This window comes from Bacillus cereus group sp. BfR-BA-01316 (assembly GCF_022664195.1).
In the GTDB taxonomy this organism is placed as follows: domain Bacteria; phylum Bacillota; class Bacilli; order Bacillales; family Bacillaceae_G; genus Bacillus_A.
Genome location: NZ_JAKUGX010000004.1, coordinates 116,102 through 137,446, shown reverse-complemented (window position 1 = coordinate 137,446; position 21,345 = coordinate 116,102). Strand labels below are relative to the sequence as shown.

Sequence of the window (21,345 nt, the reverse complement as noted above, 5' to 3'; positions counted from 1 at the left end):
CTATAGCCCCTCCCGTCTACGTAATGCAATAATCGCAATTAATAAAAAGAGTGCTGAAATTCCTAGGTTTAAAGATATTACCGGAAGCGCCGCCCCTATGTCATTTGCATAAATAATTTTCATAATGGCTGTGTTGGCCCACGTTAATGGCGATAAATTCGTAACGACATTTTCTTCCACTACGAAATAAGCACCGCCAAAAATAGAAGCTAATTGCACAACAACCATAATAATTGCTCTAGATGCCTCACCTGTCTTTGTAATATATCCGATCCCTAAACCGAAGCTAATTGCTAGAAAGACTTCTGTTAGTAAAATAATAAATATGATTCCAAGATGGTCGCCCCAATTCGCTTGAAAAACAAATTTACTAAATAAAACAACGAGTAATAGACAAAGTGCATTTGCTACAAGACTACCGAGCACTTTCCCAATGAAAATTTCAGCCTTACTTATAGGTGCTGCAATTAAACGATCTCCTGTTTTACGTATTCGTTCTCCTCGAATTAAAAAACTCGCCCCCATTGCAGCATACAGTGCAATCATTGTCGTCATTACAACCGCATAGTAATCCATAGAACCTGGTTTTTTCGCAGCTTGTAAAGATGTTTCTTTAATATAATCATTATGATTTCCATTTGAAATAACTGCGCTAACCTTACTTGGATCTACTTTTGCAACTTCGGCCGCTACATTGTACTTATCAACAAATGTAGTAAGCATTCCTTCAACAATACTTCCTTCAATACTACTTCTGTCACTTCCGTAAAATTTCGCACCATCTTTATTTAATTCTACATAGGCAGCATATTTATTTTGCTTCACTTCCTCTTTCCCATCTATACCTTCGGAAGCTTTTTTAAAATGAATGCCCGCTTTATCGACTTCTTTCGTAAATGCTTCAAATGATTTAGAAAATGCGCTACTTGCTTCATCTTTGTAGAGCACTTGTATATCCTTAATCGATTGACTATCGCTATTAAAAGCGTTACTTAACGCTGTTCCTAACACAAGCATAAGCACAATCGGAAATGCTAACATAAAAACTAAAGTTCTTACGTCCCTGAAATCTCTTTTAATGTGCATCACTGCAATATTAAAGATGTTCAATTGATGAACCTCCCTTTACCTTTTCTTCATTTACCTTTTATTTATCTCGTAAGTTTCTTCCAGTCAACGTAAGGAATACAGTTTCTAAGTTCGGAGCCTGCTCCTCTAACGAACGAATTTCAATGTCATGATTAATAAAGTGTTGAATAATTTTATTTAAATTATTTAATCCTGCATCAGAATTCACTTTAATTACGCTCTCTTCAATTTGAACAGCTTTCACACCGTTTATCTCTTTTAATTTTTCTACGTCTAAATTTTCTACTGACTTCACTTCAATCCAAATATCTTTCGTATCTGTAATAATCGCTTTTAACTGTTCTTTCGTTCCTTCTGCAATCACTTTACCGTGATCTACAATTGCTATTTTCGTACAAATCTCTTCTACTTCTTCCATGTAGTGACTTGTATAAATGATTGTGCTTCCCATTTCATTTAATTTCCGGACAGACTGGAGAATATAGTTTCTTGACTGCGGATCAATTCCAACTGTCGGCTCATCCATAATAATTAATTTCGGTCTATGTGCAATTGCACAAGCTATATTCAATCTTCTTTTCATCCCGCCAGAAAAGTTTTTCGGATAACTTTTATGCTTATCACTAAGCCCTACAAATTGAAGTGCTTCCTCTACTCTCGCTTTTAGTTCAGCGCCTCTTAATCCGTACAATCCGGCAAAGAATTTCACATTTTCATAGGCAGTTAACTCTTCATAAATCGCAATATCTTGCGGAACGATACCGATATTCATCTTCGCAAATCGATTATGTTTCTTTATATTTTTTCCTAGTATGCTGATTTCACCTTCATTACTTCTTAACAACCCAGCAATCATATTTATCGTTGTACTCTTACCAGCACCATTCGATCCTAAAAATCCAAATATTTCTCCTTCTTTAATAGATAAAGACATATTATCTACCGCGATGAAATCACCAAATTTTTTCGTTAAATTTTTAATTTCTAATGTGTTCATCATTTCACCCCTATTTCGGTTTCTCTGCTGTTATCCCGCTATTTGCGGTCAGTAAGACTCCCACCTCAAAATTCAGCTGGAGCGAAGAAGTTAGGTGGGAGATCAACTGCCCGTAAACGCCCGATTGGTTCAACTAATAATCAGCGGGAATGCCCCCCTACTGATTAAAGTTTCACTTTATTATAAACAAAAAGAATGAACCTGCTCAGTGCAGAAGTTCATTCTTTTCACATGAGATTATTCACTTTTTTCATATGAGATGATTCATCCTCGTCCCATTCCCTTATATCGGCAACAACATTGTTACTGAAAAACCACTTGTCCCATCTACAATAATTTTACCGTTTACAGACGCTGTTCGCTCCTCCATCCCCATAATACCAAGACCTTTCTTAACAAGAGCTGCACCTTTACCATTATCCTTCACCTGTACTTTGATCATCTTATTAAGTACATGAATATCTATTGAAATGACTGTCGCATCAGCGTACTTCATCGCATTAGTCAACGCCTCCGTAACATTTTCACCGATAATCTTCCACTGAATTGGAGAGATCATATCTAAGTTCCCTTTATATACGAAAGGAATGTTTACATCATGCTTACCGGCAAATTCCTCTATGAATAATTTCATGCGATGAATGCCAATTTGCTCTGTTGGTGGCTTCATATTTTTTAATGTAATCCGAATGCTTTCAATTCCATCTTTCGAAATATGAATTGCATTTTGTAATAACTCCGCAGATTTTACTTTATCTATTTCCATCAATCTCTTCGCTGCTTCCATTTGAATAAGCGCACCCGTCATCGAGTGACCAATTTTATCATGAATTTCTTGTGATAACCGATTTCTCTCTTCTAACTTAAATGTGTATTCCGATTGCCTTATGTACTCTTTATTTTCATGTAAGCTTTTCGTAAGTCGTTGCATATCTTTTCGCATCTTATCATTTTGTGATTCAAGCTTTAATACACGAGCGATGTAGCGATTTGCCATAGTTAAAATGAGAAAAGAAAATGCAACAATTAATCCATATGTCATTTGAATACTTTCATTTGTAAAAGTAATAGGAAGCATCATAATGAAAAAGAGCTGCCATTTCCTCACGATATAATTTGATGTAATTTCGTATAAGTTCAAAGGCAAAAACAAAATAAAAAACAGATGCACCTTCCATGTAAATAAAATTACTAAACCAATTGACACGCAAATTAAAACCCTTTTATACGTATCGTTTTTTAATATAGAGATCATTACGTTTACAGAAAGATATATAAGTAGCGTAAATATAACCCATGGTAAGTTTGCAACATTTGAGTGAATGTAACTAAACACAATATATATAAATACAATTAATTTACTTACAATTAACCAAAATTCCATAACATTAATGTACTTTCCCTGTTAAGTAATAAATCGCAATTTGCGTGCGATGTTCTAGTCCAGTTTTCCCTAAAACTGATGTAATATAATTTGCTATCGTTCCTTCAGATATGAAAAGTTGCTTCGAAATTTCTTTATTAGAGAAACCTTTCGCAATTAATGCGATAATACTAAGCTCTCTTTCTGTAAAAAGACTCTTATCTATTTTAGATTCTTCCTCTTTGCTTTCCATTAAATTAGACTTAATTTTATCAAGCACTACATCTTGCATAACAGTTTGGCCGTTATATACGCCTTTTATTGCATCACGAATACGCTCTGGATCATTATTTTTTAATAAATAACCTTTCGCTCCGTTTTTTACTGCGTCCAAAATATATTCATCATCATCAAATGTCGTTAAAATGAGAGGCTTCGTTTTTGTCTCTTCACAAATTAACTTCGTCGCCTCTACCCCGTTCATGTTTGGCATACGAACATCTAAAAGAGCAATATCAACTTCATGCTTTTTACAATACGCTACAGCCTCTTTTCCATCATTTACAGTATCTAACACTTCGAACTCTTCGTATGTATTTAAAATAATTTTCATGCCTTCTCTAATAAAAGAATTATCATCGGCTATTAATATTTTAATTTTCATGTTTGTTAGTATGGCCCTTCCCCTACTAACATTCACATCCTTTCTCTGTGTAGCATTTCCTTCTTGCTCATTATATACTTCTCTTTACCATTTTTTCATACCTTTTTCATATAGCCCTCCTGCTAAAAATATATTATTCTTTTTTTATAACATGTGTAGGGTGACTTATCGTTTCTTACGTCTATATAATAGAATGCGTCAAAAAGGAGGGAGAAAGCGATTGAGGAAAAACAATTAATTGAAAAAGCACAGCAAGGAAGTGAGCATGCTTTTCGCATCCTTGTACAAACGTATCGTCATTATATTTTCCAAGTTATATTTTCTATTTTAAGACATGAAGAAGATGCTAAAGATGTGACACAAGAAGTATTCGTAAAAATCCACACCTCTCTCCCTAATTATCAATTTCGCGGATTAAAAACGTGGATGGCACGTATTGCTACCAATCACGCTATTGATTATAAGAGGAAGAACGCTAGAGAAAACGAAGAACTCTCCTTATGTAAAGAAACTGAAGAAAATATAAAGTCTTCTCATAATATCGAGGCTTTATTATTGACGAAAGAGCAAAAATTATTGATTGCTCAAAAACTAAGAGAACTTCCTGAGAATTACCGTGACGTCGTTCTCGCACATTACTTAGAGGAAAAAAGCTATCAAGAAATTGCATTGCAAGAAAACATCGAAGTGAAAACAGTCGAAATGAAACTGTATAGGGCAAGAAAATGGATTAAAAAACATTGGAAGGAGGAAGAGTTTCTATGATGCATTATTCAAAAGAAGATTGGCGCAATTATACACTAGATTTTATATCAAACAATAAACGTGAATCTATGGAAGAACATCTCTATGAATGTGATCATTGTTTAGCAATTTATATGGAAAGTATTGATGAACAAAATGAAAACCTTCCAATGATAAATGATGATTCATTTACAAACGAAGTTATGGCACAAATTAATTTTGAAACGCTACAATCTAATGAAACTATGAAATCAAACCAGCTAAAGCGCACAATCATTCATTACATAATTGCGACTGCGGCTACAATCATTTTTATGGTAAGTGGTTTATTTCATTATATTTTCACAGCGACATCAAATTTCGAAAAATCTTCGAGACATAATGAGACTTCCATCTCACAACAAATTGTAAACAAAACAGTGCACACATCAAAAAAGGACGGAGGTTTAAAGCATGAATAAAAACCCTTTTTTAGCGCTTGTGTTAGGGCTAATTCCTGGGCTTGGACATCTATATTTAAAGAAGATTGGACGTTTTATTCTATATAGCGGAGGATCTTTATTGCTATTTATCTTTGCAGCATTTTGTACAATAGCATTAGGAGAGCGTAATATTGCTTTTCTTTCTCTATTTTTACTAGCAATGTTATGGGTAATCAACTTAATGGATTTAATTTTCACTATTATAAATCAATCGAAAAAACAAGCAGCCGGACAATTTACAGAGTCCTCTAAAGAGAGCGAACGATTTTATATCATTCTCTTATCCATCATCCCTGGACTTGGCCATTTTCAATTAGGACTTATGCAACGTGGTCTTACATTTTTAGTAGCTTGTACAGGGATAGGAAGTATGATTATATTCGTTGCACTCTTAACATCTCAAGGAAGTTTCCTTATCTTCCTTCTTACGTTACCTGTTTTATGGATTTACAATTTCTTTGATGCTGTTCAACAACTCCAGAAAAAAGAACGTGGTGAGCAATTAGTTGATCGTACTATTTTTGAAGAATTTGAAGAGCACCGTGAACAAGGAAAGAAAAGTAAAACATTCGCTTCTATTTTAGCAATGTTCCCTGGAGCAGGACATATGTATTTAGGCTTACAACGCCGTGGCCTTCAGCTTATGGCAGCCTTTTTACTATCTATTTATTTACTAGATCTATTAAGGTTATCTGCCTTCTTATTTTTAGTACCAATCATTTGGTTTTATAGCTTTTTTGATACGTTACAACAAACTGCAAAATACGGAAAAGAACGCGTAAATGACGAACCTATCATCGATTATTTTATAAATCATCAAAGATGGATCGGCATTGGGTTAATTGCATTAGGTGGTTATTATTTACTGGATCAAACTCTTCTTCCTATTGTAGACAAGTATGTTTCTACTATATTTAATATTCATCTTACTGAGTTATATTATCGCTATTTCCAAACATCTATCGTTGCACTCCTCTTAATTGGTGGCGGCTTTAAATTATTACTTGGAAATAAAGAAAGCAAAGGTGGTACAAAAGAATGAGGACTTGGCGTGTTGGAACCATCTCAATGGGGATTTCCATTATTTTATTAGGTTGCTTTTTACTATTTTCAGTCGTAAAAGGCGTTCAAGCATTAGATACATTAACAGCCTGGTGGCCTGTTTTACTTATCATACTTGGCGCTGAAATTTTGCTATACCTTCTATTTTCTAAGAAGGAACAATCATTTATTAAATATGATATTTTCAGCATTTTCTTTATCGGAGTTTTAGGAAGCGTCGGAATTGCTTTTTACTGTTTATTATCAACTGGATTACTAGAAGAAGTTCGTCATTCTGTTAACACAACTAGGCAAACAAGTAATATTCCAGACGGACAACTTGATATACCTGAATCTATCAAAAAAATCGTAGTGGATGCAGGGCATCATCCTCTAACAATAGAGGGCAATAATACAAATCAAATTCATCTTCTTGGCACATATGAAATGACGACGAAAGCAAATGAAAAACTCAATTTAAAACGAGAGGATTTCCTTTCAGCTCAAACAGCTGGAGAAACGATGTATATAACTTTAAAATCATTACCGGTTCAGCATACGTTATTTAACTCAGCACCACAGGTGACACCGACACTTGTTCTTCCGCAAAATAAAAATGTAGAGATTCGCGCTTCAAATAACGAACTATCTCTTTATCCAGGTCAATTACAAAATAATTGGTTTGTACAAGAAAGTTCAAATGTATCTGTTCATTTAGCAAAAGAAAGTGATGTATCTTTAACCGCAGTAACAAACAAAAAAGAAGCTCACGGAAATACACCTTGGGAACAAGTAGAAGATTTAACGAAAAAAGAAAATAATTCTTCAGAAGAAAATCCAGAATTAAACGAGCAAGAACATTGGTATAAAAATTCGATTAAAACAGGAAATGGTACGTACAAATTAAATATTGAGAAAGCTTATAATTTAAACATGAGTATTATTGAAAAATAAGAAACCTTCCACAATTGTGGAAGGTTTTTCTCATATAATCGCTTTAATTCCTTCTAAAATTAATCCAATCATAAAGCCGCAAATGGCCCCGTTCACTCGGATCCACTGCAAATCTTTACCGACATTATTTTCAATCATTTCGATTAATGTTTTATCATCTAACCTATCAAGATTTTCTTGTACGAGCTTACCAATTTTCGAATGGTTATTTTCAACAAGATTCACAACTTGTTTTTGTAACCAATCTTCTATTTTTTGAACAGTCACTTCGTCTTCTTTTATTTTATTCATTTGTGTTTGTAAAAATGGAATAACATATTTATCAGCAAATTCTTCATTGTTTACAAAGGCAACCGCTCTTTGTTGTACTTGCTCAAGCATCTCTTTTATTTTGTCAGTAGCATTCCAATTCGCAACCCATTTTTCTTTCCAATTTTCTAATTCTTGTAGTAACGCTTCATTTTCTTTCACATTTATAATTTCTTGACGAATCTTCGCTAATATAAGTTGTCTCGTACTATTATCAGCATCTTGTAAGCTGTTAATATTGCTAATGATAAACTTCTGCAAAATGCCCCCAATTTTATCTTCATCTACAATATTCATAAATGATTTCAAAGTAAACTGTAAAAATCCATCTACTTTAATATTTTCCATCGCCTTCATACCTAAGCTTCCGAGCTGATAACGCGCTTCATCTTGAGCTGTCCAATCTTTCACTTTTACTAATATGTAATCAAGTGTTTTTTCATCATATTCTTGCACAACTAATTGATCAACAAGAACTTGTAATATGTTACTTGTGTTAATTGTATGCAAATATGTTTTTAATTCTTTTTCAATAATAACTGCAAATTTTTCCGTATCTATTTGAAGAATCGCTTTCTCAGCAATTGTTACAATTCCTTTTTTCACAGCATCAGACTGCAACTCTTTCTCAGCAATTTGAAGTACCATTTGTGCTAGCTGCATTTCTTTTACTTTACTTGTAATACTTTCTTTCGTCAGCCATTCATTTTCTAACGTAGAAACGAGCCCCTTTGTTACCCGCTTCCGATTTTTAGGTAATAATGCTGTATGTGGAATTGGAATTCCCAACGGATGACGGAATAAAGCTGTAACCGCGAACCAATCCGCTAGTCCACCAACTAACCCTGCTTCAAATCCACCTTGAATAATCTCCCCAGCTACCGTTCCTTGAAAAGGGATTGAAGCCGCAAAACCTACGCCCATAACCCCAAGCGAAATACCCGCTATATATTTTGTCTGTAATGACATCGTATACACACATCCTCTTATTATGTAAAATAAAGCTTTTTTATTATATTTATTTGATATTAGTTCTTTATATCTATACTATAATGAACTAATGCGAAAATAACAAAGAATTTATATTTAGAGGCTACCTTTGGCCAAGATTAGTTGTCTTATTAGGAAAGTTTTTGGGAACATTTCTTACTTGTGCATTTTTCGGAATTGCACATTCATTTATGCCGATTATTTTAGGAGACACTTCTCAAGTACTAGGAGACTGGGTAGGTGCTGGTCTTGCTAGACATTTGCTATACGCTTTTATTTACACTCGTAATAATAATTTATTCATCCCTATTTTCATCCATGCATTTTTAGATATACCATATAAATAAAAAATGAGGCTACAACTAGCCTCATTTTTCTTATATTGTTAATTCCAAACCTTTCTTATAATACCCAGTCATTACTTCTTCTGGAACCATACTCCCACCAGTTCCCCACACGATATGAGTACCTTTCTTCACGTTTTCCGTTAACTGATGATTTTCAGCTTTACATACATTCAACGGCCCTATCATACCCGCTAACGCAGAAGGTTCTAAATAAATGTTTTCCGTATCAACCAGTTCTTTTAACAATCTATATAACTCTTCATCGCTTACTGTATAATTCCCGCTCAAAAATGGTTCCATCGTTTTCCCAACAAACCCTGATGGTCTTCCTACCGCAAGTCCATCCGCATCTGTTACATTATCAATACCGATATCTTGAACAGCAATTTTATCGTGAAGTCCAGTCATTAAGCCGAGTAACATACATGGAGAGTGCGTAGGCTCAGCAAAGAAGCAATGAACGTTGTCTTTATACAATAACTTTAGGCCAAATGCTACCCCGCCAGGGCCCCCACCGACTCCACACGGAAGATAAACGAATAAAGGGTGTTCTTCATCCACAACAATTTCTAACTCTTCTAATTGTTTTTGCAAACGGGATGCCGCTACTGCGTATCCTAAAAATAAATCATGTGAATTTTCATCATCAACAAAATAACAGCTAGGATCAGCATCTGCTTGCCTTCGTCCTTCTTCTACCGCTTTACTATAATCAGCTTCATATTCAATAACGTTTACACCTTTACTTCTTAATAAATCTTTTTTCCATTGTTTTGCGTCTGCCGACATATGAACCGTCACATTGAAACCTAATTTTGCACTCATAATACCGATGCTAAGCCCTAAATTCCCTGTCGAACCTACCGCAATTGAATATTTCGCAAAAAATTCTTTAAATCTATCACTATCTAAAATTGAATAATCATCTTTCTCTGTTAACATTCCATGCTGCAATGCTAATTGCTCAGCATGTTTCAACACCTCATAAATGCCACCTCGTGCCTTTATTGATCCTGATATCGGAAGTTGACTATCACACTTTAATAATAGTTCTCCCAATATTGGCTGCCCGTAATTTTTCTCTAAAGATTGTTTCATAGAAGGTATTTTCACTAAAGGTGATTCTATAATACCGCTCGTTTCTTTTGTTTCAGGAAAAACTTTCGCAATATATGGTGCAAAGCGTTTTAATCTCTCTTCCGCGTCTTTTACATTTTCTTCATTAAGTGGTGAACCTTTTATTGCTGTTTCGTACTTTTCTATATTCGGATTTACCCAAAATACTTCTTCCGTTGCAATAAGGTTGTTTACTAATGGGAATCGTTCTTTTAATACCCCTATCTCCTTCATTCCTCTTCCTCCTCATATCCTTGTAGCTAGCCATACAATAAATTATAATTGAATTAATTTTAATACAGTTTAACATAAAATTTAGTTTTAGTTAATTTTAATTTAATTTATTTAAATATAATTTAATAATTATTAAGGAGAATCTTTTATGGAGAATATAGATATTGGTAAAAAAATTGAAAGACAACGAAAAGAAAAAGGATTAACTAGTAAGGAGCTAGCAAAGTTAGCTGAAATTACACCTTCTATGCTTAGTCAAATTGAACGTGGCTCTGCTAATCCTTCCATTCAAACATTAAAGGTGCTTGCAAAAGCTCTTGATGTTCCAACATTTAGTTTTTTACTTGAAGAGACAAATACAGATGATTTAATCGTACGCTCTAATAAACGTAAGAAAATGATTATCGATAATTTATCATATGAATTGTTATCACCTGATTTCACAGGAAATTTAGCAACAGCAATTATGACTGTACCTCCGAATACTGCTTCATCAGAAAACGTTCTAGAACATAAAGGAGAAGAATTAGCATTTGTATTAGACGGAAAAATCACATTGCACTTAAATGAAGAAGAATACACATTAGAAACTGGTGATAGTGTAAAAATACCAGCTTATTTAAAGCATAAATGGGTGAATCAATTCGAGAAAGATGCGATTGTTTTATTTTCTGTTACTCCGCCGATTTTTTAATTCATGTGATGATACAAAAATAGCCATGCATGGAGGATGCTCTCCGTACATGGCTATTTTTATTTTTTTGGTACTAACAAAATCCCTAAACTAATAACACAAAAACTGAGTACTTGCTGTATTGAAAGACCAAATAGAACTGAATTATGTTCACTAATAAGTGAAATAATGATATGAGCTATGCCCTCACAAATTAGAAAAAAGCTTACATTCTTTCCATTTCCTAATCTTTCATTTTTAATCCATAACGAGCCAATTATACAGAGTGCGAGTATAATCTCATACACGAAAATAGGATGATATAAAAATTTAGATTCATATATTTTCATCCCCCAAGGCAGCGTAGTTTGTACACCTACTGCTCGATGAAATAAAAAATAAAAGATAATACTTACACATATTCCAAAAGGTAATGTATCTAGTAAAATACGCAGCGAAAATTTCTCCTTTTTACTTTTCCATACAATGTATATACTAGCAATCATAAACCCTACTAAAATATGCTGAATACTTCCTACTACTAGTAATGCTTGCAGTGGTGACTCAACAGCCCATATCAGATTAAATATTGCCGGTGCAAATTTCCATACGAATACGACAATGAGAAAACCATTTGTTACTGCATCCATCATTTTTTCATATTGAATATTTTGCTGCTTCATCTTTAGTTTCATTAGCGTAAAGCCAAATAGACTCCCAATTATAAACGATACTGGTTGTAACCTCACCATCCACTCCATCACTATGAAATCCCCTCTTAATTCTCAATTAATTTCTTAAACTTCTCTTCTAATTGATCTGGAGGTAATACACCTCGTGCATGATCTACAATAATTCCATCTTTATTAACAAAAAATGTCGTTGGTAAAGAGAATACTTTATAATCTATTCCAGCTACTCCATCCATATCTAATAGAACAGGAAATTTAAATCCATGGCGATCTGCAAATGCACTCGCTTCTTGTACTGGATCCCCAATAGTTGCATTTACCGCAAAGATTTCAACATCCTTTTTATATTTATCATACAAACGAACTAAGTCAGGAGCCTCCATTTCACATGGGCCACACCATGATGCCCAAAAATTAATAATATATGGTTTTCCCTTTGCATCATTTAACGAATACAGCTTCCCGTCCAATCCTTTTAAGGTTATGTTTGGTGCTTTAAATCCCACTTGTGGCAATACTTCTTTCTCTTGTAACTCCGCTTGTTTCGCTTTTCTTTCTTTTTCTTCTTTTTTTGTATTATAAAAATTAACCCCTGCCCAGATTAGTGCCCCGGCCAGTATAATAGCAATTAGTTTCTTCACTTTTCTTCCTCCTCATTTCTAAACTCCTGTAAATCCACCAAATATACGAATAAAGAATGCTGTAATTTTCGTCATTTGATTTGTATATAATAACCCCCCTGTTAGTATCATCATTCCACCGCCAATTTTCATCATGACATTGGCATATGTAACAATCCATTTTACCTTTCCGATAAAAAATGCCATCACGAAAAACGGAACTGCAAATCCAAGGGTGTACGCTGTAATATACAGAAGCGCCCTTTCAGGATTGGTCGCACCGAGCATAAGCACTGCAGAAAATATCGGTCCAACACACGGTGTCCATCCTGCTGCATATGTCATGCCGACCAAAACTGAGCGAATATATCCTGTCGATTTACTTCTATATTGTACTTTTTTCTCTGCCATAAGCCACTTAGGCTGAATCAATCCAGTCATAAATAGCCCCATCACAATAATAAATATCCCACCAATTTGCTGAATCAGCCTTTGATTAGATGAAAAAGTGATTCCAATCCAGCTTACTGATAAACCTAACGCATAAAAAATAACCGAGAAACCGATCATAAAAAATACTGTATGTATAATCGCTGACTTTTGCATAATTCCACGATTTTCTTTTAAATCTTGAATAGAAACACCTGTAATATATGATAAATAAGATGGATATAGCGGTAAAGAACATGGTGATATAAATGAAAGTACCCGAGCCCCTACTACTAGCCAAATTGTTAAATCCGCCGCATTCATTTTATTCCTCCTAAACACACTACAAACCGTAGTGTTAACTATTAAAAAAAAAGAGGCTATATGCACTCTCCAACAATAAGTACAATCGACATACAAAACAGCCCTAACGTTACATATACTGAATTCGTATGTAATGGTATATTCAGCTTAATAACTTTCTCATTCAACACTTGCTCAATCCGTAAATTAATTGCAGTTTTCGCAAACGAAGCTGTAATACATTGATTTTCCATCGTCTTTATTTTAATTAATTTTAATAATGCACTACCTAGCTCAAATGAAGATTTCATTTTTTGCATCGCATATTTATCAGCTGATAGCTCCTGATACACATGATACCGCTGCAGCATTCCTTTTAATATAGGAATGTACATCATTCCTTCAGCTAACAATGTAAAGAAAAATAACTTTAATGGATCTCGATTTTTTTGATGATATTCCTCATGTAATACAATCGCATCAATTTCTTCCTCTGAAAACGCCTGAAACATTCCTTCTGAAATGACAATTTTCGATCGAAATAATCCAATTGTAAATGCCGTAATCTGTAACGTTGATAATACGTACACTTGCTTTCCTTTTCTAGTAATAGACACGAGATTTCTTTTCAACTTTTTACTATAAAAAAACTGCTTCCAAATTCTTTTACTTATAATGATTACAGTAAATAACAGTAATCCGGCTATCATTATACGAAGTATTGATAGTTCCCTCATATGTTTTTGTAATTCAAATAAACAAAATTGTGAAAGAAAAAATGCTTTATTTTGAAAAAGAAATGGGTATGTAACGTAGTATACTAACATACTTAAAAAAAGAACACTAATAGTCACTGCTAACAAAACGATTTTACGCATTTGCCACTTCACTTTATCGGTCCTCTTTTTTTAGCTGACTTAATTTCTCTTCTAATTTTTTTATTAAAGATGGATCAGCTTGTTCTAACTCATCTATCATATGGTTCACAACAAGATCTCCAAATTCACCCATTAATTCCTGTGTCATTTTCTTCGTTTGATTAGATAAAAATTCTTCTTTCATTTGTGTAGTACGATACATACCACTTCTTTTCACGATATGCTTTTCTAAATGTGCTTTCTCTACTAATCTGTTCATAACTGTCATTACAGTATTAAAATTCACCGGGGATTCTTCACTTAATTTCTGTTGCACATCTTTAATGGTAATACCTTGAGTAGCCCAAACAATTTCCATTATTTTCGCTTCAAGCGGTCCGAAAAAGTGATTTAACCCTTGCTCATTTAACTTGTAGTTTTGAGTAAACATCGTATGCCCCCTTTCACACTACAGATTGTAGTATAAAATATATAGAAGGTCAAACATGAATGATATTAACTGATACTTAAATGGATCCTAATCTCCACTAATTAGTTATCTGTACCGCGTTCGATTCATTGTAAGCCTAACTTCTCTCCAAATGTATCATAGAGATAATATTCTAATATTTGCACACTAAATTTCTCATTACGCCCGAGTGCAAATAATTCCCGATCTTTTGCTACGATAGTATCTAATGGAATAACCACATTATCCACTATTTTTGTAATTTCAATTATATTACTTTCTACGTTTACTTCTGTTTTAAATTCAATATTTTCTAATACTATATGTGAACGTCTTCCTGATGCAAAAAAAGTAAAGTTAGGATTTTTAAAAATTCCAATTTCACTCTCTAACGGATATAAATATTTAAAAATTATATCTCTGTGTCCATCTTTTATTATTTTTTCATCTTTTTCATCATCTAAATATTCTTTCACCTTCGCTGCAAACTCAAATCGAAAATCCACTCTTTCACGCTCCCTCATTTCATTCTAGGCTAATAAATATATTGATATAATTTTACCGTATTATAAAATAAGTTCCTATAAAAAGTAAAAACCACTTTTGTAAAACCTCTGGTATTCCCCGCACTTTTTAAATATAAACACTCTTTCAATATTAATTAGTACGTCGTTATATTCATTTAAACATATTGTTTCCATACTTTGAAACAATATTATCCAGTATTATATATCAATAAACTGCTTCTCATTCCTTTCTATCTACAGCTATCGATACCTCATTCTATTTCAATATATTGTTTGCTTTATTTCCCCTTATTCATTAAATCACAGAAGGAATGTAACTCCCCACTATCGAATTTTTACATAACAAATATTATTAGGTGGTGCTTTACTATGAAATTAGCTGTCATTGGTGGCGGTGATTTACAAGATCCAAATCACTTGCATATTAATGAACGACTTATAGAATTAACAAATAAACAATACCCAAAAGTATTATTCATTCCAACAGCTAGTCGTGATGATGAAGGATATATAAAGTTATTTTTAGAAACGTTTGAAAAGCAATTACATTGTGAGGTTCAAATTTTACGCTTTATAACCGAAACACCTACTAAATATGAAATAGATGAGATGATTCATTCTGCCGACTTAATTTATCTTGGCGGTGGGAATTACGTTCATATGCTTGAACAATGGAAAGAACATAAATTAGATGAAAAGTTACTATTTACTTTAAAACGTGGAACACTTATTGCAGGGTATAGTGCCGGTGCGATGTGCTGGTTCACATCTAGCATACGTTCAGATTATGAAGGTTCTGGTTATATAGAAAGTAGTGGCTGGAGTATTGTTAACAAAAGATTTTGCCCCCATTACAATCAATTAAATAGAATGAATGCCTTCCACACGTTTTTACAAACTCACCAAGGTAATATAGAAGGTATTGCATTAGAAGATAATTGCGCTTTATATATTACAGAAGGTTCATTTGAAATTATCGGTGAGCCAGATACAGCTTGGGAATTTTATATGGATAATGGAAAACTCATTAGACAACATTTTGACATAACTTTAAAAAGTTATTTATAAGCATTCATCAAAAAGATGTCCCTAAGTATAATGACTTAGGGACATCTTTTAACTCACTAATCGTGTAATTCGTTTCTTCTGCCATGAAAGCTTATAATATGCATACTGTAATATTAAGCTGACGATGAATGCCGCTGGATATCCAATCCATACTCCTTTTATACCAAGGCTCGTATGGTAAGAAAGATAATACGCTACAGGTACTTCAACAAGCCAGATTGATACAACACTAATCACAGTTGGCCAAAGTACTGTACCACTTGCTCGCATTGTCGCACTAATAATTTGTGCATGACCGAAAATTAAGTAACTCCATAATGTAATCATAACTAAGCTATGAGCAATTTCAATTGTAGTTTGACTTGTCAAAAATAGCGCTAAAATATCTCTTGAGAACAAGTAAATAAGCGATATTAATACACCACCAATGATATAATTCATGATAATTCCGGCCTTAACAACTTTCTGTAATCGATCAAATTGGTTCGCACCAATTGATTGCGCTGCAAAAATTGATACTGTAATGCCGAGGCTAACTGCTGGCATTTGTACATAACTTGCAACTTGGTTCACAACACCGTACGCCGCTGTTGCATCTGATCCATAGCGATTCACAAATGCGATTACCGCAATTTCTGATAATGAAACTAATATCATATTAATACTCGCTGGAATACCAAGTCGTAACAATAACTTTAATAACTCCCAGTCCATACGAAGATATTTTCTTACTGTAGCGTCTAATTGCAGTGGATGATTTTTCTTCTTTAAATACACTAGCATGACAATAAACGTAATAACTGTAGATATAACAGAAGCATAGGCTGCTCCGTAAACATCTAATTTCGGAGCTCCTAACCAGCCAAAAATAAGAATTGGTAATAAGATCATATTTAGCGCTGTACTTACGATTAAAAAGTAAAATGGCGTTTTAGAATCTCCTGTACCTCTCATAAATGTTGTGTATGCAAAATATAAAAATAATACTGGCATAGATATAAATAAAATTCTTGCGTAATGCACACTTATTTCAATAATATTTTCTGGTGTTCCCATAAGGCGCATAATATCCATCGCAAAAATACTACCTATTATCGCCAACACGACTCCGATAATAAAAGTAAACGTAAGCGTCGTACCAACGATAGCTTTTAAGCGCTCTTCATTTTTAGCACCAAATGCCTGACCAATTAAAATTGAACTACCAGAACCAATTCCAATTACAAATGAAACGAGCAGGAAAAATAATGGAAAGAATGCCGATATAGCTGCTAGATCATTTACGCCAAGCCATCTTCCTACTACTACCATTCCAAATAACTGTCCAACTGATTGTAATACATTACTTAAAAGTAACGGCACTAAAAATATGGACATCGATTTCCATATCGGCTTATGTTCCTTTTCTGACTTCTGTGACTCTACACCTTCTTTATTGTTATCTGTAGGTGGTTTCAAATTTCATTTCTCCTTTTATTTAAAATCTGCACGGTTAAATCCGTGCTCAAATAATTGTAATTACTCCAACCATTTCTATACTGTTTGCTCGTTAAAGTAATTGCTTCTTCCACTCACTATTTTCAAATTCATCATAGAACTTTAACATATTTTTCGTATCTGTGATCCTCTATCTCTTTGTATAGTTGTTTTTATTATGTGCTTCTATTCATTTTCTTTGCTTCATTCTTATAACTTCACCCAATATTGGCTTCCATCAGCTGTTCTATCTAAAAAACCATATTCGATTAAGTATCTTCTCAAAGTTACAAAATCCGGATATATATTTTCTAAAACTGTATTTACTTCTTTTTCAGTATACTTTTTATTACTATCGAATTTCCTCACTAAATGACGTAATATAATTAATTTACGCTTTTGCTTTTTCGGAAATTTAGAAAGCGGTCCATCCAAACCTTCTGTAAAATGCGCTGTTAAAACTTCAGCATTTTCTTCCTCTGTAATATTGTATCGATCATCCACCATCGTAGCTGTTCTATGAATCGGTACAAATTTAGTTTGAACTTTTGATTTTTCTTCTGACAATTCCATTAACGCTAAAAATACTTTCGCTTGCTTCATTTTCTCTCGCAATGTAAATCGATGATTGCGAATCGTCGACGTGCTCCCGCCATCCATTTCTTTTACAATCTCTTTATCGTTAAGTCCCATATGGAAAAACTGAACCATTTTCTTTTGCAAATCAGTTAAACCTGTAAACTTCTTATCAAGATTTAATAAATATTCAAACATAGATGTATGCTCATTTTGAATATGCAACTGTACAAACTTCTCTGCTTCATACAAAACTTGATTTTCTTGATAAATAACCCCTTTAATAAACGTTTCTCCACAAGCTAAACAAATATACTCCTCCGCTACCTCGTCAAATACATACCCTTTCTTCAATTCCTCTACCGACGCATCCCAAAACTTCTCTGAAATATCACTCATACTAAACACTCCTTCAAAATGTTTATTTTAAAAACAAACAAATTACAATAACGTTTATTATCACTTCATCATCTTAACACATCAAAAGCAAACGTTTCAATGTTTCGTTTACCTATTTTATAAACCTTTATAAAAATGTTTATCTAACTATGATAAATAGGACTTATCACACCGAAAAACGAATGTATTTTAACAAACTAATTATTATGGGATGCGAAACAAAATATGACTATTCTTCAAGACCCTTCCAACATTCAATTTTAACTACAAAAAAGGTGTTTCCATATACGGAAACACCTTTTACCTTTTATATATTTTATAAACAACCTCTACTAAAACTTTACTTGCTTGTACAAATACATGTTTTCGATTTCCATCCTCAACGAATCTATTTGAACAACCACTAATCATCATCATACAACTAATTATGACTATTACTTTAATGCTTTTTCTGCAAATCATTTTATGCAACTCCACTTTTGAAAAACTTCATTTAAATTTACCCCATCAAAAAAAGTTTACACGAATAATGAAACGTAAAAATATGTAATGTTGCATATTTTTACGCCTCATTACGATATTGTGATTTAATTATTTTAATGACTGGTATACCGAGGTGATTTACTTGAAATTTAAAGCGAAAAAAAATCCATTTCATATCATTTTAATCTCATTATTTTTATTTTTTTTTTTTCATTTCTCTATTCTTTCAAAATGAGAATTCTATTTTTTTCACTCTCATGATACTCTTAAATATCGTGAATCTCTCTTCTTTCTATTTTTCTCATTACAAAATAACGGAATCTGCCCCTGTTGTTAAACATGGTTTCATACTCCGTACTGAAATTCCATTTGAAGATATACGTCACATTAAATACTCTGGTAAAAAGCTTCGTTCAGAAAATTGGACAAGACAGCAAATAGAAATTCATTATAATTTATTCGACTCAGTAACATCTTTCGTACCACAAGAAGAGGAGAAATTTATTTCACTCTTAAAAGAAAACTGGCCAAATGTGAAAATAATCAATAGCACCTCAAATGAATAATTTTGTTTTTAGACAGTTCTATGCTATTAGGATAACTATATAAGAATTGAATATCCTCCCCAAGCAAAACCGCCGTTTACATATTTATTCTCCCCTCAGGCTAACTACCCAATAGTTAGTCTATTTTTTATTACATAAAGATACTCCCCCCTCCATCACAAACAAACGATACGAACATACACTATTTCTAGAAAAACAAACTACTACACAAAATGAATGAAAGGTGCTTATTATGTATGAGTTAAGTTATGAAGGATTAACAGGTGAAATTATTACAAGATATGATTGTGAGTACGAGGAAGCTAGACAAGAATGGAATCGGGCTATTCAAAAGTTTCCTTTAGCTATCATTTATTGTTTTACGAAATGGGATGTTAGTAATGCGATTATTTGAGCGATAAAAAAGCCAAGATTCTAAATTAAGAACCTTGGCCTCTTCTATTATTCTTTCGGAGCGATCATTTTTTTCGGATCTACAATCTCATCAAATTGCTCTTCTGTTAGTAGTCCAGATTGCAATGCTGCTTCTTTTAAAGTTAATCCATCTTTATGAGCATGCTTCGCAATTTTCGCGGCATTTTCATACCCGATATGTGGGTTTAGTGCGGTTACAAGCATTAATGAACGATTTACATTTTCAATAATTACTTCTTCATCTGCTTCAATACCAACTGCACATTTATCATTAAATGAAACTGTTGCATCAGCTAATAAGTGAGCAGATTGCAGGAAGTTGTAAGCAATAACTGGTTTGAATACGTTTAGCTCAAAATTACCTTGGCTCGCAGCAAATCCAATTGTTGTGTCATTCCCCATAACTTGTGCTACAACCATTGTTAGCGCTTCGCTTTGCGTTGGATTTACTTTACCTGGCATAATAGAGCTTCCTGGTTCATTAGCTGGAATAATAATTTCCCCAAGGCCGCTACGTGGACCACTTGCAAGCCAGCGCACATCGTTTGCAATCTTCATTAAATCAGCAGCTAATGCTTTTAATGCTCCGTGTGCAAATACAACTTCATCATGACTCGTTAGCGCATGGAACTTATTTGGTGCAGAGACAAATTGTTTACCTGTAAACAGACTAATTTCTTCTGCTACCATCTCGCCAAATTTAGGGTGTGCATTAATTCCTGTTCCAACCGCTGTACCACCAATTGCTAATTCTTTCATATATGTATTGCTATCTGCAATCATACGCTCTGTTTTTTCAAGCATACGGTGCCAACCGCTAATTTCTTGCCCTAACGTTAAAGGTGTTGCATCTTGTAAATGCGTACGACCGATTTTAATAATATGCTCAAATGCAGTTACTTTTTCTGCTAAGGTTTCTTTTAATTTCGTAATAGCCGGTAATACATGATTTTCTACCGCGATTACACACGCTACATGAAGCGCTGTTGGGAATGTATCGTTTGAACTTTGAGACATGTTCACGTCATCATTCGGATGAATATGTACGTCAGATCCCTTTTCTTTCAAAATTTGATTCCCACGGTTTGCAATTACTTCATTTACATTCATATTCGATTGTGTACCACTACCCGTTTGCCATACGACAAGGGGAAAATGTTCATTCCATTTCCCTGCAATAACTTCATCAGCAGCTTCCACAATTGCTTGCGTCTTCTCTTCTGATAGCTTTCCTAATTTTTGATTACTAAGTGCTGCACTCTTCTTTAAAATCGCAAATGCTTTTACAATTTCAAGTGGCATATGCTCTGTTCCAATTGGAAAGTTTTCCTTACTGCGCTGCGTTTGTGCTGCCCATAATTTATCAGCTGGAACTTTCATTTCTCCTAATGTATCTCTTTCAATTCTGTACTCCATTTTTTCATCCCCTTGAAAATAAAATACCTACATCTTTTATTTTAACA

At 33.7% G+C, this 21,345-nt stretch carries 23 protein-coding genes and 2 pseudogenes; 9 read left to right on the top strand and 16 right to left on the bottom strand.

Going from position 1 to position 21,345, the window contains the following annotated elements; genetic code table 11:
- From MR071_RS05325 to MR071_RS05310, 4 genes are all read right to left on the bottom strand, one after another.
- Positions 1-1,110 (bottom strand): ABC transporter permease, encoded by a 1,110-nt coding sequence (locus MR071_RS05325; RefSeq protein WP_105583865.1) that lies wholly within the window; start codon positions 1,108-1,110, stop codon positions 1-3.
- A 37-nt stretch (positions 1,111-1,147) separates the two neighbouring features.
- The gene (locus tag MR071_RS05320) at positions 1,148-2,086 is read right to left on the bottom strand and encodes an ABC transporter ATP-binding protein (protein WP_002158411.1); all 939 of its coding nucleotides are present in this window, start codon (positions 2,084-2,086) and stop codon (positions 1,148-1,150) included.
- A gap of 283 nt (positions 2,087-2,369) precedes the next feature.
- Positions 2,370-3,470: a sensor histidine kinase gene (locus MR071_RS05315; RefSeq protein WP_105583866.1), complete on the bottom strand. Its 1,101-nt coding sequence runs from the start codon at positions 3,468-3,470 to the stop codon at positions 2,370-2,372.
- 4 nt (positions 3,471-3,474) lie between these two features.
- Positions 3,475-4,113: a response regulator transcription factor gene (locus MR071_RS05310; RefSeq protein WP_242235294.1), complete on the bottom strand. Its 639-nt coding sequence runs from the start codon at positions 4,111-4,113 to the stop codon at positions 3,475-3,477.
- A 219-nt stretch (positions 4,114-4,332) separates the two neighbouring features.
- On the opposite strand from MR071_RS05310, the gene MR071_RS05305 reads away from it, so the two are divergent.
- Genes MR071_RS05305 through exsE form a run of 4 tightly spaced genes read left to right on the top strand, consistent with a single transcriptional unit; the run spans position 4,333 to position 7,334 of the window.
- The gene (locus MR071_RS05305) at positions 4,333-4,878 is read left to right on the top strand and encodes an RNA polymerase sigma factor (protein WP_309243130.1); all 546 of its coding nucleotides are present in this window, start codon (positions 4,333-4,335) and stop codon (positions 4,876-4,878) included.
- Positions 4,875-5,318 (top strand): hypothetical protein, encoded by a 444-nt coding sequence (locus MR071_RS05300; protein ID WP_105583869.1) that lies wholly within the window; start codon positions 4,875-4,877, stop codon positions 5,316-5,318. Before MR071_RS05305 ends, MR071_RS05300 begins: the two co-directional genes overlap by 4 nt.
- Complete coding sequence (locus tag MR071_RS05295; protein ID WP_242235292.1) at positions 5,311-6,381, top strand: hypothetical protein; 1,071 nt, start codon at positions 5,311-5,313, stop codon at positions 6,379-6,381. Before MR071_RS05300 ends, MR071_RS05295 begins: the two co-directional genes overlap by 8 nt.
- Entirely contained in the window at positions 6,378-7,334 is a 957-nt protein-coding gene (exsE, locus tag MR071_RS05290; protein ID WP_105583871.1) for an exosporium protein ExsE, read from the top strand. Before MR071_RS05295 ends, exsE begins: the two co-directional genes overlap by 4 nt.
- 30 nt (positions 7,335-7,364) lie before the next feature.
- Here exsE and MR071_RS05285 read toward each other — a convergent pair whose 3' ends face one another.
- Positions 7,365-8,612, bottom strand: a complete 1,248-nt coding sequence (locus tag MR071_RS05285) for a DUF445 domain-containing protein (protein ID WP_242235290.1) — start codon at positions 8,610-8,612, stop codon at positions 7,365-7,367.
- A gap of 113 nt (positions 8,613-8,725) precedes the next feature.
- Between MR071_RS05285 and MR071_RS05280 the strand changes: the two genes are divergently transcribed.
- Entirely contained in the window at positions 8,726-8,980 is a 255-nt protein-coding gene (locus tag MR071_RS05280; RefSeq protein WP_258166006.1) for a CPBP family intramembrane glutamic endopeptidase, read from the top strand.
- A gap of 30 nt (positions 8,981-9,010) precedes the next feature.
- Here MR071_RS05280 and MR071_RS05275 read toward each other — a convergent pair whose 3' ends face one another.
- A complete protein-coding gene (locus MR071_RS05275) occupies positions 9,011-10,330 on the bottom strand; it encodes a D-serine ammonia-lyase (protein ID WP_105583873.1) in 1,320 nt (439 codons plus the stop codon).
- A 148-nt stretch (positions 10,331-10,478) separates the two neighbouring features.
- On the opposite strand from MR071_RS05275, the gene MR071_RS05270 reads away from it, so the two are divergent.
- A complete protein-coding gene (locus MR071_RS05270; RefSeq protein ID WP_105583874.1) occupies positions 10,479-11,024 on the top strand; it encodes a helix-turn-helix domain-containing protein in 546 nt (181 codons plus the stop codon).
- 59 nt (positions 11,025-11,083) lie between these two features.
- Here MR071_RS05270 and MR071_RS05265 read toward each other — a convergent pair whose 3' ends face one another.
- The 6 genes from MR071_RS05265 to MR071_RS05240 form a co-directional block, all read right to left on the bottom strand.
- Positions 11,084-11,767, bottom strand: coding sequence for a prolipoprotein diacylglyceryl transferase family protein (locus tag MR071_RS05265; RefSeq protein WP_242235286.1), 684 nt, complete (start codon positions 11,765-11,767; stop codon positions 11,084-11,086).
- A 14-nt stretch (positions 11,768-11,781) separates the two neighbouring features.
- The gene (locus tag MR071_RS05260) at positions 11,782-12,336 is read right to left on the bottom strand and encodes a TlpA family protein disulfide reductase (RefSeq protein WP_105583876.1); all 555 of its coding nucleotides are present in this window, start codon (positions 12,334-12,336) and stop codon (positions 11,782-11,784) included.
- Positions 12,337-12,354: 18 nt separating this feature from the next.
- Positions 12,355-13,068, bottom strand: coding sequence for a cytochrome c biogenesis CcdA family protein (ccdA, locus tag MR071_RS05255; RefSeq protein WP_242235284.1), 714 nt, complete (start codon positions 13,066-13,068; stop codon positions 12,355-12,357).
- Between the two features lie 56 nt (positions 13,069-13,124).
- Positions 13,125-13,937: a M56 family metallopeptidase gene (locus tag MR071_RS05250; RefSeq protein ID WP_105583878.1), complete on the bottom strand. Its 813-nt coding sequence runs from the start codon at positions 13,935-13,937 to the stop codon at positions 13,125-13,127.
- Between the two features lies 1 nt (position 13,938).
- Positions 13,939-14,355 (bottom strand): BlaI/MecI/CopY family transcriptional regulator, encoded by a 417-nt coding sequence (locus tag MR071_RS05245; protein ID WP_105583879.1) that lies wholly within the window; start codon positions 14,353-14,355, stop codon positions 13,939-13,941.
- A gap of 125 nt (positions 14,356-14,480) precedes the next feature.
- Positions 14,481-14,879, bottom strand: coding sequence for a DUF3942 family protein (locus tag MR071_RS05240; protein ID WP_098776945.1), 399 nt, complete (start codon positions 14,877-14,879; stop codon positions 14,481-14,483).
- Positions 14,880-15,269: 390 nt separating this feature from the next.
- Here MR071_RS05240 and MR071_RS05235 point away from each other — a divergent pair, with 390 nt between their 5' ends.
- Positions 15,270-15,968, top strand: coding sequence for a peptidase E (locus tag MR071_RS05235; RefSeq protein WP_105583881.1), 699 nt, complete (start codon positions 15,270-15,272; stop codon positions 15,966-15,968).
- Positions 15,969-16,016: 48 nt separating this feature from the next.
- On the opposite strand, the gene MR071_RS05230 is transcribed toward MR071_RS05235, so the two are convergent.
- The 3 genes from MR071_RS05230 to MR071_RS05220 form a co-directional block, all read right to left on the bottom strand.
- Positions 16,017-17,426, bottom strand: a complete 1,410-nt coding sequence (locus MR071_RS05230) for an MATE family efflux transporter (RefSeq protein ID WP_105583882.1) — start codon at positions 17,424-17,426, stop codon at positions 16,017-16,019.
- Between the two features lie 228 nt (positions 17,427-17,654).
- Entirely contained in the window at positions 17,655-18,419 is a 765-nt protein-coding gene (locus MR071_RS05225; protein WP_105583883.1) for a DUF2087 domain-containing protein, read from the bottom strand.
- Positions 18,420-18,719: 300 nt separating this feature from the next.
- Positions 18,720-18,881 carry a hypothetical protein gene (locus tag MR071_RS05220; RefSeq protein WP_002118090.1) on the bottom strand — a complete coding sequence of 54 codons (162 nt, stop codon included), beginning with the start codon at positions 18,879-18,881 and terminating at the stop codon, positions 18,720-18,722.
- A gap of 163 nt (positions 18,882-19,044) precedes the next feature.
- Here MR071_RS05220 and MR071_RS05215 point away from each other — a divergent pair.
- A pseudogene (locus tag MR071_RS05215) lies at positions 19,045-19,468 on the top strand (PH domain-containing protein).
- A 232-nt stretch (positions 19,469-19,700) separates the two neighbouring features.
- A pseudogene (locus tag MR071_RS05210) lies at positions 19,701-19,859 on the top strand (FAD-linked oxidase); the annotation flags it as partial.
- Positions 19,860-19,909: 50 nt separating this feature from the next.
- On the opposite strand, the gene fumC reads toward MR071_RS05210, so the two are convergent.
- The gene (gene fumC, locus MR071_RS05205; protein WP_105583884.1) at positions 19,910-21,298 is read right to left on the bottom strand and encodes a class II fumarate hydratase; all 1,389 of its coding nucleotides are present in this window, start codon (positions 21,296-21,298) and stop codon (positions 19,910-19,912) included.
- Positions 21,299-21,345 lie beyond the last annotated feature (47 nt).

Excerpts from the sequence above, each read along its gene's own strand:
- MR071_RS05315 (WP_105583866.1), bottom strand. The coding sequence starts at position 3,470 with ATGGAATTTTGGTTAATTGTAAGTAAATTAATTGTATTTATATATATT.
- MR071_RS05275 (WP_105583873.1), bottom strand. The coding sequence starts at position 10,330 with ATGAAGGAGATAGGGGTATTAAAAGAACGATTCCCATTAGTAAACAAC.
- exsE (WP_105583871.1), top strand. The coding sequence starts at position 6,378 with ATGAGGACTTGGCGTGTTGGAACCATCTCAATGGGGATTTCCATTATT.
- MR071_RS05310 (WP_242235294.1), bottom strand. The coding sequence starts at position 4,113 with ATGAAAATTAAAATATTAATAGCCGATGATAATTCTTTTATTAGAGAA.
- MR071_RS05225 (WP_105583883.1), bottom strand. The coding sequence starts at position 18,419 with ATGAGTGATATTTCAGAGAAGTTTTGGGATGCGTCGGTAGAGGAATTG.
- MR071_RS05320 (WP_002158411.1), bottom strand. The coding sequence starts at position 2,086 with ATGAACACATTAGAAATTAAAAATTTAACGAAAAAATTTGGTGATTTC.
- MR071_RS05270 (WP_105583874.1), top strand. The coding sequence starts at position 10,479 with ATGGAGAATATAGATATTGGTAAAAAAATTGAAAGACAACGAAAAGAA.
- MR071_RS05295 (WP_242235292.1), top strand. The coding sequence starts at position 5,311 with ATGAATAAAAACCCTTTTTTAGCGCTTGTGTTAGGGCTAATTCCTGGG.
- MR071_RS05285 (WP_242235290.1), bottom strand. The coding sequence starts at position 8,612 with ATGTCATTACAGACAAAATATATAGCGGGTATTTCGCTTGGGGTTATG.
- fumC (WP_105583884.1), bottom strand. The coding sequence starts at position 21,298 with ATGGAGTACAGAATTGAAAGAGATACATTAGGAGAAATGAAAGTTCCA.
- MR071_RS05245 (WP_105583879.1), bottom strand. The coding sequence starts at position 14,355 with ATGTTTACTCAAAACTACAAGTTAAATGAGCAAGGGTTAAATCACTTT.
- ccdA (WP_242235284.1), bottom strand. The coding sequence starts at position 13,068 with ATGAATGCGGCGGATTTAACAATTTGGCTAGTAGTAGGGGCTCGGGTA.
- MR071_RS05220 (WP_002118090.1), bottom strand. The coding sequence starts at position 18,881 with ATGATTTGCAGAAAAAGCATTAAAGTAATAGTCATAATTAGTTGTATG.
- MR071_RS05235 (WP_105583881.1), top strand. The coding sequence starts at position 15,270 with ATGAAATTAGCTGTCATTGGTGGCGGTGATTTACAAGATCCAAATCAC.
- MR071_RS05300 (WP_105583869.1), top strand. The coding sequence starts at position 4,875 with ATGATGCATTATTCAAAAGAAGATTGGCGCAATTATACACTAGATTTT.